This is a genomic window from Nostoc sp. JL23 (assembly GCF_017115065.1).
Classification (GTDB): Bacteria; Cyanobacteriota; Cyanobacteriia; order Cyanobacteriales; family Nostocaceae; genus Nostoc; species Nostoc punctiforme_A.
This window is the reverse complement of sequence record NZ_JABXKN010000053.1, coordinates 1-15,849: the sequence shown is the minus strand read 5'-3', so window position 1 is coordinate 15,849 and position 15,849 is coordinate 1. Positions and strand designations below refer to the sequence as shown.

At 41.5% G+C, this 15,849-nt stretch carries 9 protein-coding genes; 8 read left to right on the top strand and 1 reads right to left on the bottom strand.

Annotation, left to right across the window (positions count from 1 at the left end):
* The first annotated feature begins 200 nt into the window (after positions 1 to 200).
* The 8 genes from HWQ42_RS10940 (at position 201) to HWQ42_RS10905 (ending at position 11,912) form a co-directional block, all read left to right on the top strand.
* On the top strand, positions 201 to 1,097 hold the full coding sequence (locus HWQ42_RS10940; protein WP_292811829.1) for an inositol oxygenase family protein: 897 nt from the start codon (positions 201 to 203) through the stop codon (positions 1,095 to 1,097).
* Between the two features lie 792 nt (positions 1,098 to 1,889).
* Positions 1,890 to 2,891 carry a substrate-binding domain-containing protein gene (locus tag HWQ42_RS10935; RefSeq protein WP_292811827.1) on the top strand — a complete coding sequence of 334 codons (1,002 nt, stop codon included), beginning with the start codon at positions 1,890 to 1,892 and terminating at the stop codon, positions 2,889 to 2,891.
* A gap of 145 nt (positions 2,892 to 3,036) precedes the next feature.
* Positions 3,037 to 4,092, top strand: coding sequence for an ABC transporter substrate-binding protein (locus HWQ42_RS10930; RefSeq protein WP_292811825.1), 1,056 nt, complete (start codon positions 3,037 to 3,039; stop codon positions 4,090 to 4,092).
* A 421-nt stretch (positions 4,093 to 4,513) separates the two neighbouring features.
* The gene (locus HWQ42_RS10925; protein ID WP_292811822.1) at positions 4,514 to 6,070 is read left to right on the top strand and encodes a sugar ABC transporter ATP-binding protein; all 1,557 of its coding nucleotides are present in this window, start codon (positions 4,514 to 4,516) and stop codon (positions 6,068 to 6,070) included.
* Positions 6,067 to 7,065: a ribose ABC transporter permease gene (locus HWQ42_RS10920; protein ID WP_292811820.1), complete on the top strand. Its 999-nt coding sequence runs from the start codon at positions 6,067 to 6,069 to the stop codon at positions 7,063 to 7,065. The genes HWQ42_RS10925 and HWQ42_RS10920 overlap by 4 nt, the downstream gene beginning before the upstream one ends.
* Positions 7,066 to 7,295: 230 nt before the next feature.
* Complete coding sequence (locus tag HWQ42_RS10915) at positions 7,296 to 8,696, top strand: sugar porter family MFS transporter (protein ID WP_292731668.1); 1,401 nt, start codon at positions 7,296 to 7,298, stop codon at positions 8,694 to 8,696.
* A gap of 362 nt (positions 8,697 to 9,058) precedes the next feature.
* Positions 9,059 to 10,180 carry a Gfo/Idh/MocA family oxidoreductase gene (locus tag HWQ42_RS10910; protein WP_292811817.1) on the top strand — a complete coding sequence of 374 codons (1,122 nt, stop codon included), beginning with the start codon at positions 9,059 to 9,061 and terminating at the stop codon, positions 10,178 to 10,180.
* Positions 10,181 to 10,298: 118 nt separating this feature from the next.
* Positions 10,299 to 11,912: an iron uptake porin gene (locus HWQ42_RS10905; protein ID WP_292811815.1), complete on the top strand. Its 1,614-nt coding sequence runs from the start codon at positions 10,299 to 10,301 to the stop codon at positions 11,910 to 11,912.
* Between the two features lie 80 nt (positions 11,913 to 11,992).
* On the opposite strand, the gene HWQ42_RS10900 is transcribed toward HWQ42_RS10905, so the two are convergent.
* Positions 11,993 to 15,289, bottom strand: coding sequence for a HEAT repeat domain-containing protein (locus tag HWQ42_RS10900; RefSeq protein ID WP_292811813.1), 3,297 nt, complete (start codon positions 15,287 to 15,289; stop codon positions 11,993 to 11,995).
* Positions 15,290 to 15,849 lie beyond the last annotated feature (560 nt).

Here is a 15,849-nt window from a genome sequence, read left to right as displayed (position 1 = left end):
AAAAAATAAAAGCACTGTTTTTAATCTGAAGCAAACAGATCGGATGAGACAATAGGTCTGAAAGACGAAATGAAAGTTAACACACATTTTTGCACACGTGTGCAAAAATAAATAATAAGTCCAATACAGCCTTGCATACCTGTGCATAATAGAGCGTGAAAGTACCATTTAACAAATACAATATCGACAAGTAGGAAGATATGTCTCAAACTCTAAATAATGCCATTCTTCAGGTTGAAAACAATCCCTTACACTCACTAGAAGAATGGGAAGAAGACTTACTTAATCGTTATCCCGATCCAGATAGCATAGTTAAAGAAGGTAAAACCACCGAAGAGTATAGAAATTACGAAACGACTATCAGAGATACGGTGAAAGAGTTTTATCGGTTAAATCATATTAATCAAACATATAATTTTGTACTTCAAAAAGAAAAAGAATTTTTGAAGTTTGATAAAAAAGAAATGTCCGTTTGGGATGCGGTCGAATTTTTGAATCAATTAGTAGATGATTCTGATCCTGATACAGATATGGGTCAGTTACAGCATCTATTGCAAACATCAGAAGCCATTCGCGCCGATGGTCATCCTGACTGGATGGTACTTACTGGCTTCTTTCACGATATGGGGAAAGTCCTTTGTCTATTTGGTGAACCTCAATGGGCTACTGTAGGCGATACTTATCCTGTAGGTTGTGCATTTTCTGATAAAATTGTTTTCTCAGAATTCTTCAAAGAAAACCCTGATTATAATAACCCCGATTACAACACTAAATATGGCATTTATGAGCCTAACTGTGGATTAAGTAATGTACACATGTCATGGGGGCATGATGAGTATTTTTATCAGATCATGAAAAACTATTTGCCCGAACCTGCATTGTATATGTTTCGCTATCACTCATTTTATCCTCAACATCGTGAGAATGCGTATGAGCATTTGATGGATAAACATGATAAAGAAATGTTTAAATGGGTACGTTTATTCAATCCCTACGATTTGTATTCAAAAAACCCTATTCCTCCTGATTGGCAGAAATTAAAACCATACTATGAAGATTTGGTGGCTAAATATTTACCCGCAACATTAAAGTTTTAAACTGCTTGGAGAAGAATTCAGGAGTCAGAATTCAGAATTCTCTCTCTCAAGGGATAAAGTAAGAACAAAATATTGATATGCAAATGTTCTTTATCCCTAATCAGGCTTAAAAATATTATCTTGTTTACTCCTCTATTGCCTTCAAGTGATGGAGGAGGAATAACAAATAAATACGCTTTTCAGGCTGATTGTAGTTGATTTGAAAATCTAACCAAAGGATGTGTACATTTTTTAAAATCTAGCATTAAAATCAAAAAGTTCTCTACTTTAACAGCATCTTTTTTGAGGGATATTGATTGAGAAATGTTAACGCTTTTTACATTGAGCCTAATATGGAATAGGCTCATTTATGCGAATGCTTTGTAAATAAGAGTTTGGACTATCTCGCAAGATTTAAAATCTTTTTCATTTGTAAAGTTCAATAAACAAAAATAATTTTTGTACTCAGTCGGGATAAAATGAAAAAAGTCAAAACAAATAAAGTTTTACAAGCTTAATAAAACTAATTTTTCGAGGTTGCACTTAAAAGGTTTTATCAGGCTATGCACTACGAAGTAATTTTACTAAAAAGAATGTGATTATTTCAAGTAGTGTAATGTTCATAATTGTGCTTGAAGGATAAACCATTTTTTTGTGAAGCTAATAGCAACAACTCCAATCACGTCAAATTACAAAATCTTTGGAGTTTAAGTTACCTAGTATTAACGCTAGGTTAGGTCTAACTTTTTCAGACCTAGTTTATCTTGTTATGACCTTTATCAAATTTAAATCAGTTGTTAAAAACAGATGAATATGAAGAGAATTTTGCTCATAGTTGGCATATTAGGTTTCGCGGTTGTTGGTTGCACAAATGGCGCTCAAAATGGCAACACCGCTACTAATACTACTAACAAGGCTACTAATATAAGTGCAGAGAGTCTTAATACGCCAAATAGAAAATTGCAAACAATCGGCGTAGCTTTGGGTGATTTAGGCAATCCCTTCTATAATGCAGTGCAGAAGGGAGCTGAGACAGAAGCTCAAAAAATCGGGGGTAATATCAGAGTTAATGCAGTTTCTAGTGCCTTTGATTTGAACCAACAAAGCAATCAAATCGAAAATTTTACGGCTGCCAATACTGACCTAATTATCCTCAGTGCTGTTGACAAAAAAGGAGTTAAACCAGTTATCGATCAAGCAAGGCTTGCAGGTAGGGTTGTTATTGCATTAGATTCAGCCGTTGATGCAGATGTGGATGCGATGATTAGTTCCAACAATACCCAAGCTGGTGAGATTGGTTGCCAATATATTGCCGATCGCCTCAAAGGTCAAGGTAGTGTAGTCATCCTCAACGGTACTCCGATGGACTCAATCAATCAGCGAGTGAGTGGCTGTGAGAAATCATTGTCTAAATATCCGAATATTAAACTCATCTCTAAAGAGCAAAACGCTGAAGGGACAAGGGATGGAGGACTGAGAGTCATGAGCGATTTGCTGACAACCTTTCCGAAAATTGATGCCGTTTTTGCCACTAATGACCAAAGCGGTGTCGGCGCAGATTTAGCAGCTAAACAAGCAAGACGTAAAGAATTTTTTATTGTTGGGGTTGACGGATCGCCTGATGCAACCAAAGCAATGGAAGATAAAGATGGTGTATTTGCTGCAACTGCGGCTCAAAATCCCGCAGGAATGGCTCAAAAAGCGGTTCAGATTGGCAACGATATCATCCAGGGTAAAAAACCTGAGTCACCAAATATCCTGATTCCAGTCAAGTTGGTTACTAGAGAGAACCTCAGCAGCTATCAAGGCTGGTGATTTGTAATTCGTAATTCGTAATTCGTAATTCGTAATTATAAAACACAGAAAAAGGCTTGATACAGGAGGGTTAGAACATTTTACCTTGTTTTTTTAATACATCGTTTTCAAATTTGTGTAAGTAAGAATGACTTGTAGGAGATATATGAATGTGAAAAAGATTGCGTTCACTTCTGGTGTTACGCGAAGCGTAATCGCAGCTAGCCTAATAGGTATCATCAGTGGCAGTCTTATCAGCTGTACAAATGGTTCTCCCGATGGCAACACAGCTACTAACACTGATACTAAACCTGCTACCAATACCAGTGCAGAGACTCAAACTGCCACTGGCAATGGAAAATTAAAATCAGTTGCCTTTACCGTTGGTGATTTAAGTAATCCCTTCTTCGTCCTCATGGGACAAGCAACTGAAGCAGAAGCCAAGAAAATCGGCGGTAAGGATGTCAATGTTACCGTAGTTTCCAGTGCCTATGACCTCAATCAACAAGCTAATCAAATTGAAAATTTCACGGCTTCCAATACTGACATCATTATCGTCAATGCTGCTGATAAAAGTGGCATTAAGCCAGCAATTGAAAAAGCGAAACAAGCAGGTAGAATTGTCATTGCGGTAGATACAGGTGCGGAAGGAGGTGTAGATGCCACCATTACGACTAATAATGTCCAAGCTGGAGAAGTTAGTTGCAAGTATATTGCTGACCGCCTCAAAGGTAAAGGTAATGTTGTCATAGTTAACGGGCCGCCAGTGGACTCGGTGACTCAGCGAGTTAGTGGCTGCGAGAACGTATTGTCTAAATATCCCGATATCAAAATACTCTCCAAAAACCAAAATGCAGAGGGTAGTCGGGATGGAGGACTCAGAGTTATGACTGATTTGCTCACCACCTTTCCGAAAATTGATGCGGTTTTTGCCATCAACGATCCCAGTGGAGTCGGTGCAGAACTAGCAGCTAACCAAGCACAACGTAAAGATTTCTTTATTGTCGGGGTTGATGGTGCGCCAGAAGCAATAACTGCGATCGCCAATAAAGATGGTATATATGCAGCAACTGCTACTCAAAATCCGCGAGGTATGGCCGAAAAAGCAGTTCAAGTTGGCAATGACATTTTAAATGGGAAAAAACCTAGCAGTTCCACCATTTTGATTCCAGTTAAGTTGATCACAAAAGATAACGTCAGCACAGAAAAAGGCTGGAAGTAATAAAAATTGTGAATGTGCAATGGGAAATTATGTCTTTTGATATAAGTCCTTTGGTGCATTTGTAAAGTTTTTGCACATACCTAGAATGTCCGGCAGTTTTAATTTAAATTAATACCAAACCTCATCTTTATGCCTGTCTTTTATTTAATAAAAAGATGGGTTTAGAAAGAGGTTAAAACTCTGCTGTACCAAATCAAAAAACGCTATGTATGTGCATCAGCGAAGAGTCTGAGTGTCCAATTTATAGCACTCAGACTTTCACAACAATCTTTATAAAATAACGTTAACAACAAAGGATGAAAATATCTCTTTTCCACTCCTAATCAGCTTTTAAAACATGATTTTGCGCTCCATCAAATATGAAATTATTAATTTCTAATTCCGGTTCGCAAATTTTAAATATTTTTTACAGGTTTTGCTCATGACAACAAATATTGAAACCTCACTTTCTGATACACCAACTAGCACCCCAGTGTTAGAAATGCAAGGAATTACAAAACGGTTTCATGGTGTATCTGCGCTCCAAAATGTTAATCTCACGATTTACCCAGGAGAAGTTCATGCCCTCATGGGTGAAAACGGAGCAGGCAAAAGCACATTGATGAAAATCCTGGCAGGGGCTTACATTGCCGATGAAGGAGAAATTCGCATCAATGGTCAACCCTTGAAAATTACCGATCCGGCGACAGCACGCAAATCGGGTATTAATCTGATTTATCAAGAACTGAATGTTGCACCTAATTTAACCGTTACCGAAAATATGTTTATGGGTAGCGAGTTGCGGCGAGGTCAGCTTTTAGACCGCAAAGCGATGCAACTAGAAGCAGAGGAAGTGTTGGAAAGCCTGGGAGCTAATTTTACCGCGCAGACTATAGTTGGTACTTTGTCCATCGCCGAACAGCAGCAAGTAGAAATTGCCAGGGCGCTGAAGGATAAAAGCCGCGTTTTGGTGATGGATGAACCAACAGCAGCATTGTCTGACCGCGAGAGCGACCATTTATTTGAGGTTATTCGCAAACTGCGGAATGATGGCATTGCTATTATTTACATCAGTCATCGCATGGAAGAAATCTATGCGTTAGCTGACCGGATTAGCGTGTTGCGCGATGGTCAATATATTGGCAGTCTGACACGCAGTGAAATTTCTCCACAGCGATTGGTGCAGATGATGGTTGGTCGTTCCATGCAAGATTTTTACGAACATCAACGGCAAATGAATCCTGGCCCAGTGGTGCTGTCAGTCAGAAATATGAGCGACGCCCGCAAGAAGATTGAGCCGGCTAGTTTTGAACTTCATGCTGGAGAAATTCTGGGTTTAGCGGGGTTGGTTGGTGCCGGACGCACAGAACTATCGCGGCTGATTTTTGGTGCAGACCGCAAAGCTAGTGGTGAAGTATTCTTGAATGGCAAAAAACTGGAAATTAATACGCCCAGTGATGCCATTGAAGCGGGAATTGGTTACGTTCCAGAAGACCGCAAAGACCAAGGTTTATTTCTGGAGATGAGCGCCCGCAAGAATATTGCTATCAATACACTCAAGCAGGATGCAAGGGGTGGAATTGTTAACTGGCCTTCAGTGAATCGGTTGTCAACAGACGCAGTGGAAAACTTTAATATCCGTCTAGCCAATTTGGAAATTAGAGCATTGGATCTTTCTGGTGGTAATCAGCAGAAGCTACTGCTAGCGCGTTGGTTAGCCATTAAACCGAGAGTGTTGATGTTAGATGAACCGACACGCGGCGTAGATATCGGTGCTAAAAGTGAAATTTACCGAATAATGAGCGAATTAGCAGCACAAGGTGTTGCTATTTTAATGGTTTCCAGCGAACTATCGGAGATTGTCGGCATGAGCGATCGCGTCTTGGTGATGCGAGAAGGACAGCTGGTAGGCGAACTGGATGGCAGTCTTGGCAAAGAAATCACCCAAGAAAAGATTATGCACTACGCAACTGGAGCATCGGAGGTATCAGCATTATGAGTCAGACAGTCAGACCGCCTATCAATAAATCAGCCAACAATCCCGCAGCCCGCAACCGGAAATCAATCAGCACTCTGTTGGAAGTTGCAGGTATTTTGCCAATTCTAGTAATTATCTGCATCTTATTTGCATTCCTTTCTCCCAACTTCCTCACCGGTGGTAACATCGTCAATATCTTGCGTCAGGCATCAATCAATATTGTGCTGGCGACAGGAATGACCTTTGTAATTCTCACCGGCGGTATTGACCTTTCAGTTGGGTCAATATTGGCTGTTTCTGCCGTAGTTGCATTGCTAGTATCGCTACTACCGGCTTTAAGTTGGGCGGCTGTACCTGCTGCGTTGCTTGCAGGATTGCTGTTAGGCTTACTCAACGGTGCGCTCATTACCTTCTTGGATGTGCCACCTTTTATTGTCACGCTGGGTTCACTTACAGCCTTGCGGGGTGTTGCCTTTTTAATCGCCAAGGGTACAACCCTGATTAACCGGGACATAAATTTTGCTTGGGTGGGTAACACATATATCGGCCCCATTCCTTGGCTAGTGATAATTGCGCTACTGACTGTGATAGCTAGCTGGTTTATCCTGCGGCAAACTGTTTTAGGAGTGCAGATATATGCTGTGGGTGGTAACGAACGGGCAGCCAGATTAACAGGGATTAAAGTTAATCGGGTGCTGCTATTCGTCTATGGTATTAGCGGATTACTGGCAGGCTTAGGAGGAATCATGAGCGCCAGCCGTCTTTATAGTGCCAGTGGCGTATTGGGTCAAGGTTATGAATTAGATGCGATCGCAGCTGTTATTCTAGGTGGAACCAGCTTTACAGGTGGTATTGGCACCATTGGCGGTACTCTTCTTGGTGCATTGATTATTGCTATTCTCAACAACGGTTTAACCTTGTTGAACCTATCTTACTTCTGGCAACTAGTCGTCAAAGGACTAGTAATTATTTTGGCAGTAATGATCGATCGGTTACGCAGACGTTCTAGACGTTGAAGATGGGACTGGGGGACGCGGAGAATAAATAATATCATGTCCGCCAAATTACCGATCATAAAAGAACCCCACCCCCAACCCCTCCCCGCCGGCGGGGAGGGGAGCTAAAGCGCAGCTTTTGCGGGGTGGGCTTGGGGGTATTATGCTTAATTGCCCGGACATCATAATAACTAACTAATGCCCAGTCCCCAATCCCCAATTCCCAATTCCCAATTCCCAATATATAAACTATGTCTTCTACTACTATTCGTCGTAAAGCCAACACGTTTTATGTAATTTTGATTGCTGGTGCTGCCGCACTCGGCGGGTTTTTATTCGGTTTTGATACTGCTGTAATCAACGGCGCGGTTTTATCTCTAGCAAAAGCTTTTAATACCAGTAGTTGGGTGACAGGGCTGGCAGTGTCCCTAGCATTGCTGGGGTCTGCGGTAGGAGCCTTCTTTGCTGGACAGATTGCAGACCGTTATGGTCGAGTCAATGCAATGGTGGTTGCTTCGGCGTTGTTTACTATCAGTGCCATTGGCTCTGGGATGGCCTTCACTATCTGGGATTTTATTTTTTGGCGATTATTGGGTGGGATTGGCATCGGCGTTGCTAGCGTCATCGCCCCAGCTTACATTGCCGAATGTTCTCCCACCCATTTGCGGGGAAGGTTAGGATCTCTGCAACAATTAGCGATCGTAGTGGGAATTTTCGTTGCCTTATTGAGCGACTACTTTATCGCTACGTCAGCAGGTTCAGCAGACTCGCCGTTTTTGTTTGGGGTTGCAGCTTGGCGCTGGATGTTTTGGACAGCAGTCCCACCAGCAGTATTCTACGGGATGGTAGCTTTAACAATTCCTGAATCTCCCCGTTATTTGGTTGCCAAAGGACGAGAATCAGAAGCTGCTAACGTTTTGACCAAGATTTTAGGAGGTGACGTACTGCCAAAAATCGAAGAAATTCGGCAGACAGTGCTTCGCGAACGCCAACCCAGGTTTTCTGACCTCTTAAGCAGAAGTGGCGGACTCCTCCCAATTGTTTGGATAGGAATAGGCTTATCTGTATTACAGCAATTTGTTGGGATTAATGTAATCTTCTACTACAGCAGCGTTTTGTGGCGTGCTGTCGGCTTCTCCGAAAAAGATTCTTTGTCAATCACGGTGATTACAGGAGCCGTCAACATTATTACAACATTGATTGCGATCGCCTTCGTAGATAAATTTGGCCGCAAACCCTTACTCATAATCGGGTCAATCGGCATGACCTTGACCTTGGGGACGATGGCTTATCTCTTTGGCAATGCTCCCCTCGATGCTGCTGGAAACCCCAATCTCACTGGAAGCGCCGGGACTATGGCTCTCATTGCAGCCAACCTCTATGTATTTTGCTTCGGCTTTTCCTGGGGGCCAGTGGTTTGGGTACTGTTGGGAGAAATGTTTAATAACAAAATTCGAGCCGCCGCACTTTCGATTGCTGCTGCTATGCAATGGGTTGCTAATTTCGTCATTTCCACAACATTTCCTCCTATACTGCAATATTTCGGTCTAGGTTCTGCCTATGGACTCTATACAATTGCAGCAGCTACCTCATTCTTTTTCATTCTCTTTTTTATTAAAGAAACCAAAGGAATTGAGTTAGAAGACATGTAATTAGCATCCATCTAGTACCGCCGCGCGTAATTCGGATCTCTGTGTCCTCTGCGCCTCTGCGGTTCCTTAAAAAAATAACTTTGACAAATAGTTTTAGCCTTATATCAATTACCTGTGAGGTTGTATAGAACAAGGGGCTTAAGAAGAGAATCTCACTTTTGTAGAAAGCCCTTTAAACCTCACCCCAACCCTCTCCTTACTAAGGAGAGGGAGCAAAAATCTTGTTTCCCTCCGATGCTTTGGGGGGACTAAGGGGGTCAATTTAGGATACATTTGCAAAACTTGCGGGCTTAAGCCCCTTGCCTCACCAAGCCTGATTTTATGCATTTCCTAATTTGTCTAATGAGTCTGCATTCCCATTTATGATCCTCCATCGCGGAGAAAAATATCAGACAACAATTAAATACAAACTTTGGCTTCAGTCAATCACTAAAAAGATGGAAACTATCAATACGGCTCTTTGTTCATCTGGTTTGTCCGGCATGGTATTTCATGCGCCGTTTATTGATTTACATCCCGGATTTAAATTAGCAGGTTCTTGGGAAAGAAGCAAAAAGCTGATACAGCAACATTATCCTCATGTAAAAAGCTATCCTTCTTTGGAAGCATTGCTAGCAGACGATCGAGTAATCTTAGTGGTAGTAAATACACCCACTTATACCCATTACGATTATGCTAAACAAGCATTGCTTGCAGATAAACATATAGTGGTAGAAAAAGCATTCACCACAACGGTAGCAGAAGCCCAAAACCTGAAAGAATTGGCGCAAAAACAGGGCAAAAAATTATCTGTATATCAAAACCGCAGGTGGGATAGTGATTTTAAAACAGTCAAAAAAATTGTCCAAGAAGGCTTGCTGGGTGATATTATTGAAGCAGAATTTCAGTTTCAAAAATACAAACCAACCCTCAGCCATAAACAACACGTAGAAGCTCCAAGTCCTGGGGCAGGAACATTAAATAATTTAGGGCCGCACTTAATAGACCAAGCTTTGCATCTATTTGGGATGCCTGATGCTATTTTTGCAGACATCCGCATAACTAGGTTGCGATCGCAGGTAGATGATTGTTTTGAGTTGATACTATACTACGACAAACTGCGCGTCAAATTAAAAGCAAGTTTCCTTGTGCGTGAGCCTGCGCCTGCCTACATCATACATGGCACTAAGGGTTCTTTTGTTAAAAGCAGAGCCGATAAACAAGAAGAGTATTTAGTGGCGGGTATGAAGCCTAACACACTTGATTGGTATACAGAGCCGGAAAGTGAATATGGCTTACTTCATACTGAAAAAGACACAAAAATAATTCGGGAAAAAGTCAAAAGTTCACAAGGTAGCTATTTAGGCTATTACGATGCGGTGTACCAATCTATTGTTAATAATCAGCCAATTGCTGTTACTGCCGAAGACGGAATTAATGTAATGAGAATTATAGAAGCGGCTATGAAAAGCAGCAATGAGCAAAAACTCATAGCGTTGCTTTGAGTGAGCTAAAACCTAACTTAAAATATCTAACTTTAATGTTGACTAGCTCATACTTTGCTCCGAGTGTAACTTCTTTCGTTACAAGATCATAATTCAACCATTTTCAATTAATAAGTCAATGCTAAAAATTATTTTTCCTAGCTTTTTTCTTCTATTTTTGGCAATTCCAGCAGTTTGGGCAGCACCTCCAGAAGACGATCCGAATGCAGCAGATGCTAATAGGAGTTTGCAGGGACAAGTCACTTCTGTTTCCCAGTTTTCTGATGTACAACCAACCGATTGGGCATTTGGTGCATTGCAATCACTAGTAGAACGCTACGGTTGTATTGCAGGTTATCCCAATTCTACCTATCGCGGGAACCGTGCCTTAACCCGTTATGAGTTTGCCGCAGGTTTAAATGCTTGTTTGGATCGGATTAATGAGTTAATTTCCACAGCTACTAGCGATTTAGTTAATAAGCAAGATTTGGCAGTGATGCAAAAGTTGCAGCAAGACTTTGCCACAGAACTGACAACTCTGCGCGGACGAGTAGATACCGTAGAGGCACATACAGCAACATTAGAGGCGCAGCAGTTTTCCACAACTACTAGGTTGAATGCTCAAATTATTACCGCTATTAGTGATACCTTTGGCGATCGAGTAGGTGGCGATCGCGATGAATCTAATCTCTACTTTTCAAATCGGGGTCGTCTCAACTTTGAAAGCAGTTTCACTGGCAAAGATTTATTGCGAGTCCGGCTAGAATTTGGTAACTTTGCCAATTCTAATGGTGTCAGCCAAATTGCCGCAGCCACAGGCACAGGGATGACACGCCTGAACTTCGATTATGACAGCAACGAGACACTTTTTGTCCCCCACATCCGTTATTACTTCCCAGTCAGTGAATCCCTTAACTTCGTTGTTGGGCCTACAGGCATTGGTTACACCGACATTTCAACTACCGTCACTCCTCCCACAATTGCTGACGACGGTAATGGGGTTCCCTCACTATTTGGGTCGTACAGTCCCTTATTCCGGCGAGGTGGCGGTGGTGCAGCCGCTAACTGGAACATTACCAAAGACTTGGTTCTCACCTTGGGCTATTTAGCAAACAGTCCCAATGTGCCATCGGGGAGCAACGGCTTGTTTGATGGTGGCTACAATGCCCTGGCGCACTTAGCCTATTATGGTAAGCAAGGAGCGATCGGTGTTGCCTACTCTCATGGCTATAGCCCTGGTGGAGTACCCGATATCTCCGCTGGGACGGGTAGCGTCTTGTCAAACGCTCCTTTTGGCAACAACATTGCTACTTCCAACGATATTGTCGGCACACAGGGATACTATCGCTTCTCCCCAAATTTCCAAGTCCACGCTTGGGGTGGATATATTTGGGCAAATGCTAAGAGTTCTGGTTTGAGTGATATTTCCAATGGCAGGGGTGGAACAGATTCTCTATTTGTGAACAGTGGTGACAATGCCAATGTCTGGTTTGGGGCGGTTGGTGTGTCGTTTCCCGATGTGGGTGGTAGAGGCAATCTGCCAGGAATTCTCTTTGGTATACCCCCCCATGTCTCTAACAGTGATATCCGTCAAGAGCGAGACAACGCTTATCATATCGAAGCATTTTATCGTTACCGACTAAATGACAACATCTCAGTGACTCCTGGTTTTTGGGTGATCCTCAACCCGGAAAACGACAGCAGAAATGATACGCAGTATGTGGGTGTGCTTCGCACAACCTTCGATTTTTAACTGAATATGAATGGTTTGCTTGATGGACAGAGTGCTGAATACTCAGCACTCTTTAGGGACTTACAGTGAAAAAACAAAAATTATTGTTTTGTTACTACCAAATTCCACAGCGCATCAATCCCATTTCCTACATATTCTGAATCCTGGTGTTGTGAAATCCATTCGGCTACAGTAACAGTAACATTGCTGGAGTTTTTGCCCAGCTTGCCCAATGCTTGAGCAGCAGAGTTACGCACACTCCCATTATCATCTTTGAGTAAACCCACCAGTGCTTCCATTACCTGTGGCGAGGCGTTGCCCAACTTGCCCAATGCCTCAGTAGCAGAGTCACGCACAAACTTATTCTCATCTTTGAGTAAACCCAGCAGTGCTTCAATTACCTGTGGCGAAGTGTTACCCAACTTGCCCAATGCCTCAGCAGCAAAGTCACGTACACTATAATTCTCATCTTTGAGTAAACCCAGCAGTGCTTCAATTACCTGTGGCAAGGCGTTGCTCAAGTTGCCGAATGCCGCAGCAGCAGAGAAACGCACTGTATGATTTTCATCTTTGAGTAAACCCAGCAGTGCTTCAATTACCTGTGGCGAGGCGTTACCCAACTTGCTCAATGCCATAGCAACAAAGTAACGCACATCATCACTCTCATGTTTGAGTAAACCCAGCAGTGCTTCAACTACCTGCGGTGAGGCGTTGCCCAAGTTACCCAATGCCCAAGCAGCAGAGTAACGTACATCATTACTCTCATGTTTGAGTAAACCCAGCAATGCTTCAACTACCTGTGGCGAGGTGTTGCCCAACTTACCTAATGCTTCGGCAGCAGAGAAACGCACTATGTGACTTTCATCTTTGAGTAAAGCCAGCAGTGTTTCAACTACCTGTGGTGAGGCGTTACCCAACTTGCCCAATCCCCAAGCAGCAGAGTCACGCACTCTGTGACTCTCATCTTTGAGTAAACCTAGCAGTGCTTCAACTACCTGTGGCAAGGCTTTGCCCAAGTTACCTAATGCTTTAGCAGCAGAGTCACGCACTCTCTGACTCTCATGTTTGAGTAAACTCAGCAGTCCTTCAATTACCTGTGGTAAGGCGTTGTCCAAGTTGCCGAATGCAAAAGCAGCAAAGTAACTCATACCATCACTTTCATGTTTGAGTAAACCCAGCAGTTCTGCCAATACTTCCTGTTGTTCACCTAAAGCTGCCCGATATTCTCGCAGTCGCCATTCATCTATCAAATTTGCTGATGCTTTCAACAGTTGTAGTGCTTGAGCTTGAAACTTGGTTTCATTTAAATTGCAAAAAATTTGAAAAACCTGTGCTTTAACTTTGTAACCTATTCGTTGAGAATCGCTAACTTCAAGCTCAACTAATTTCTGCAAAATATCTGTAATCAAATTACCATCAGATAATTCTAAATCTTCTGCTAAACAAGTCCCTGCAAATAAAAGATTGCGGTGCAACCATTCTTCATAAGGAGTCTTTTGTTGCAGAATTGCTTCAATAATTCTTTTCGATTTATTTTGATTTTGTTGAGCTATTAACAGCAACAACACCTCTCGCCAGTGGGAATTGTGTAGATAATCTCGAATATGATTTAGTACTTCGTTAAAGTCTCCTGATTGGCGATCGCGTATTTCTTCACCTGCCAAATATTCCTGAAATGTCTTATGCACAAACGCATATCTATCTTGACCTTGTTCGTTTAATAAACCACAGCGTTCTGTAATATGGTCAACTAAGCGTTTTGCTTCCTCTTGAGCTTGATGTTTTTGAACTTGATAATGAAATTCACGAATATATTTGCTTAATTGCGTAATTAGCTCATCTCTATCAATCAGCGTACCGCCTTCTTTATCGCCACTTTCCCTTTGAGAATGAATCCAGTAAGCGAGGCGTTGCATCAATATTTTGATATCGTCCAATTGAATATAATTCAGCTTCCAAGACTTAATATCATTGTTTTCATCTCCCTTCAATAGCCTATCAACTGCCTGGTTATAAAGTTCATATCGGTATCTAGGCAAATGTGTCTTATCGCCGCAATGAATCAAAGCAATAATTTTCATTAATAAAGGATTGCGTGCTAATAATTTAATGCGTTCTTGTGCTGCTAATGCTTTTTTTAAACTTTCTTGAAGCTGTTGTGCTTTTTCTGGGTTGTTTGGCAGTCTGCTGTTATACCATTGCTGAATAAATAAATCAATTTGACTATCATCAAATTTTTCCAGATGATAATGAGGGAATTCATCTGTACCAAAAAACTCTCGACTATAACCTGCTGGACGCGAAGTTATAATTGCCCGATTTTGAGAATATTGTCCGAGAAAGCTGTGAATTATCTTTACAAATTCATAGCGATCGCTTGCTTTAGCGATTTCATCTAAGCCATCAAGTAAAATTAACGCTCTCCCATCTTCTAACCAATGTTCAAAGAAACCTTTGGGCAATTCTTTAACATGAATACTTTTGGCAAAATTGCGTACATATTCTAAAATATTCTTCGTTGAAGCTTTGCCTAAGTCTCTAATTCTAATCAAAATTGGCAGTAACTCTAAGTCTGCTGATAAACCGAGTTTTTCAGTTTGCTGTTCAGCCAGCATCACAGCAAAGTAACTCATCAAAGTTGTTTTACCAATTCCTGGTTCTCCCAACACAACAAATTTATTGCGTGTACTTTCTTTCAGCAGTTCTTTTGCTGAGAATTTCTTGCCACTACTTTGTTGTTCCCAAAGTAAATTTTGCTGGGGTTGGTGGTTGGCTGTCTCTTCCAAAGCCAAATCTAGATTCAATTTTAAACCGATGCTTTCTCTAACTTCCACCTGCTCAACTACATTAGGCATCACAAAAATTTGTGGTAGTTTAGCAAATTTTTCTTCTTCTTTTGTTTTTACCTTTATTCCGACAAATTCAACACCATCAAAATAGCCTAACAGTTGTTTAAGGTAATCTGATTTAGCGATTTGAAACTTTAAATATGTATTAGTGTGTTCAAAATAAGCATCTGCAAACTTTTTCAGCCAATGTTCAATACTTTTATCGTGAAACTTTAAGTTTGGCTTGTCTGATTTAATTTTGTGGAATATTTGAATTAAAACTTGTAGATTGGGGGTTGTTTTCTCTGTAAAAGGCTTCTGTAATTCTTCTTGAACTCCTGTATCTTTGAAAAACCTCTCTAAAAGTTCTCTCGCATCCTTTGGAGTACAATGAAAAAAGAAATGCTGATGAGAATCTCGATCGGAATCCCACTCCTCAGCGGATTGTACGCCTGCTTTCAAAGCTTTTTCTAAGTCTGTAGGATTTAATGCACTATTGATTTTCTTAACAAGTTCTGGAAATACTGCTTTTCCTACTGAGCCAGCAATAGTTAATAACTCTGCACTCATATTGCTTGAGATATATAGTTTATATACATACTACATGCTTATTAGCTTTGTCAGTTGTTGTGCGAATTTTACAACTGATTCAGGGATAAAATAATCCTGATTACCTGCAACTGTTGCTTTTTCCATGAGCAACACAATGAACCTATCCTACTATCTAAAAATCCCTAATTCTTCTTGTAAAATATGCTTAAAAACTTTGATTTTTCGTTTTTAGCGCTCACTCAGCTTAAGAGGTTGTTTAAAAAGTAGTTGGCTGTGATTTTGATCGCACTATTACCCCCCTTAATCCCCCCTTGTAAAGGGGGGAGACCGGAAATCTTGTTCCCTCCCCTTTGCAAGGGGAGGGTTAGGGTGGGGTAAAACTGACGCGAAAACCAAGTGAGTAAGCTATTTCTGGCGATGCCTACGGCTGGCTGCGCCTACGCATTTGCTATTTCGGCGAACGCATTTGCTATTTCGGCGTACTCATTTGCTATTTCGGCGTACTCATTTGCTATTTCGGCGAACGCATTTGCTATTTCGGCGAACGCATTTGCTATTTCGGCGTACTCATTTGCTAT

Excerpts from the sequence above, each read along its gene's own strand:
- HWQ42_RS10930 (WP_292811825.1), top strand. The coding sequence starts at position 3,037 with ATGAATGTGAAAAAGATTGCGTTCACTTCTGGTGTTACGCGAAGCGTA.
- HWQ42_RS10940 (WP_292811829.1), top strand. The coding sequence starts at position 201 with ATGTCTCAAACTCTAAATAATGCCATTCTTCAGGTTGAAAACAATCCC.
- HWQ42_RS10935 (WP_292811827.1), top strand. The coding sequence starts at position 1,890 with ATGAAGAGAATTTTGCTCATAGTTGGCATATTAGGTTTCGCGGTTGTT.
- HWQ42_RS10910 (WP_292811817.1), top strand. The coding sequence starts at position 9,059 with ATGATCCTCCATCGCGGAGAAAAATATCAGACAACAATTAAATACAAA.
- HWQ42_RS10900 (WP_292811813.1), bottom strand. The coding sequence starts at position 15,289 with ATGAGTGCAGAGTTATTAACTATTGCTGGCTCAGTAGGAAAAGCAGTA.
- HWQ42_RS10920 (WP_292811820.1), top strand. The coding sequence starts at position 6,067 with ATGAGTCAGACAGTCAGACCGCCTATCAATAAATCAGCCAACAATCCC.
- HWQ42_RS10905 (WP_292811815.1), top strand. The coding sequence starts at position 10,299 with ATGCTAAAAATTATTTTTCCTAGCTTTTTTCTTCTATTTTTGGCAATT.
- HWQ42_RS10925 (WP_292811822.1), top strand. The coding sequence starts at position 4,514 with ATGACAACAAATATTGAAACCTCACTTTCTGATACACCAACTAGCACC.
- HWQ42_RS10915 (WP_292731668.1), top strand. The coding sequence starts at position 7,296 with ATGTCTTCTACTACTATTCGTCGTAAAGCCAACACGTTTTATGTAATT.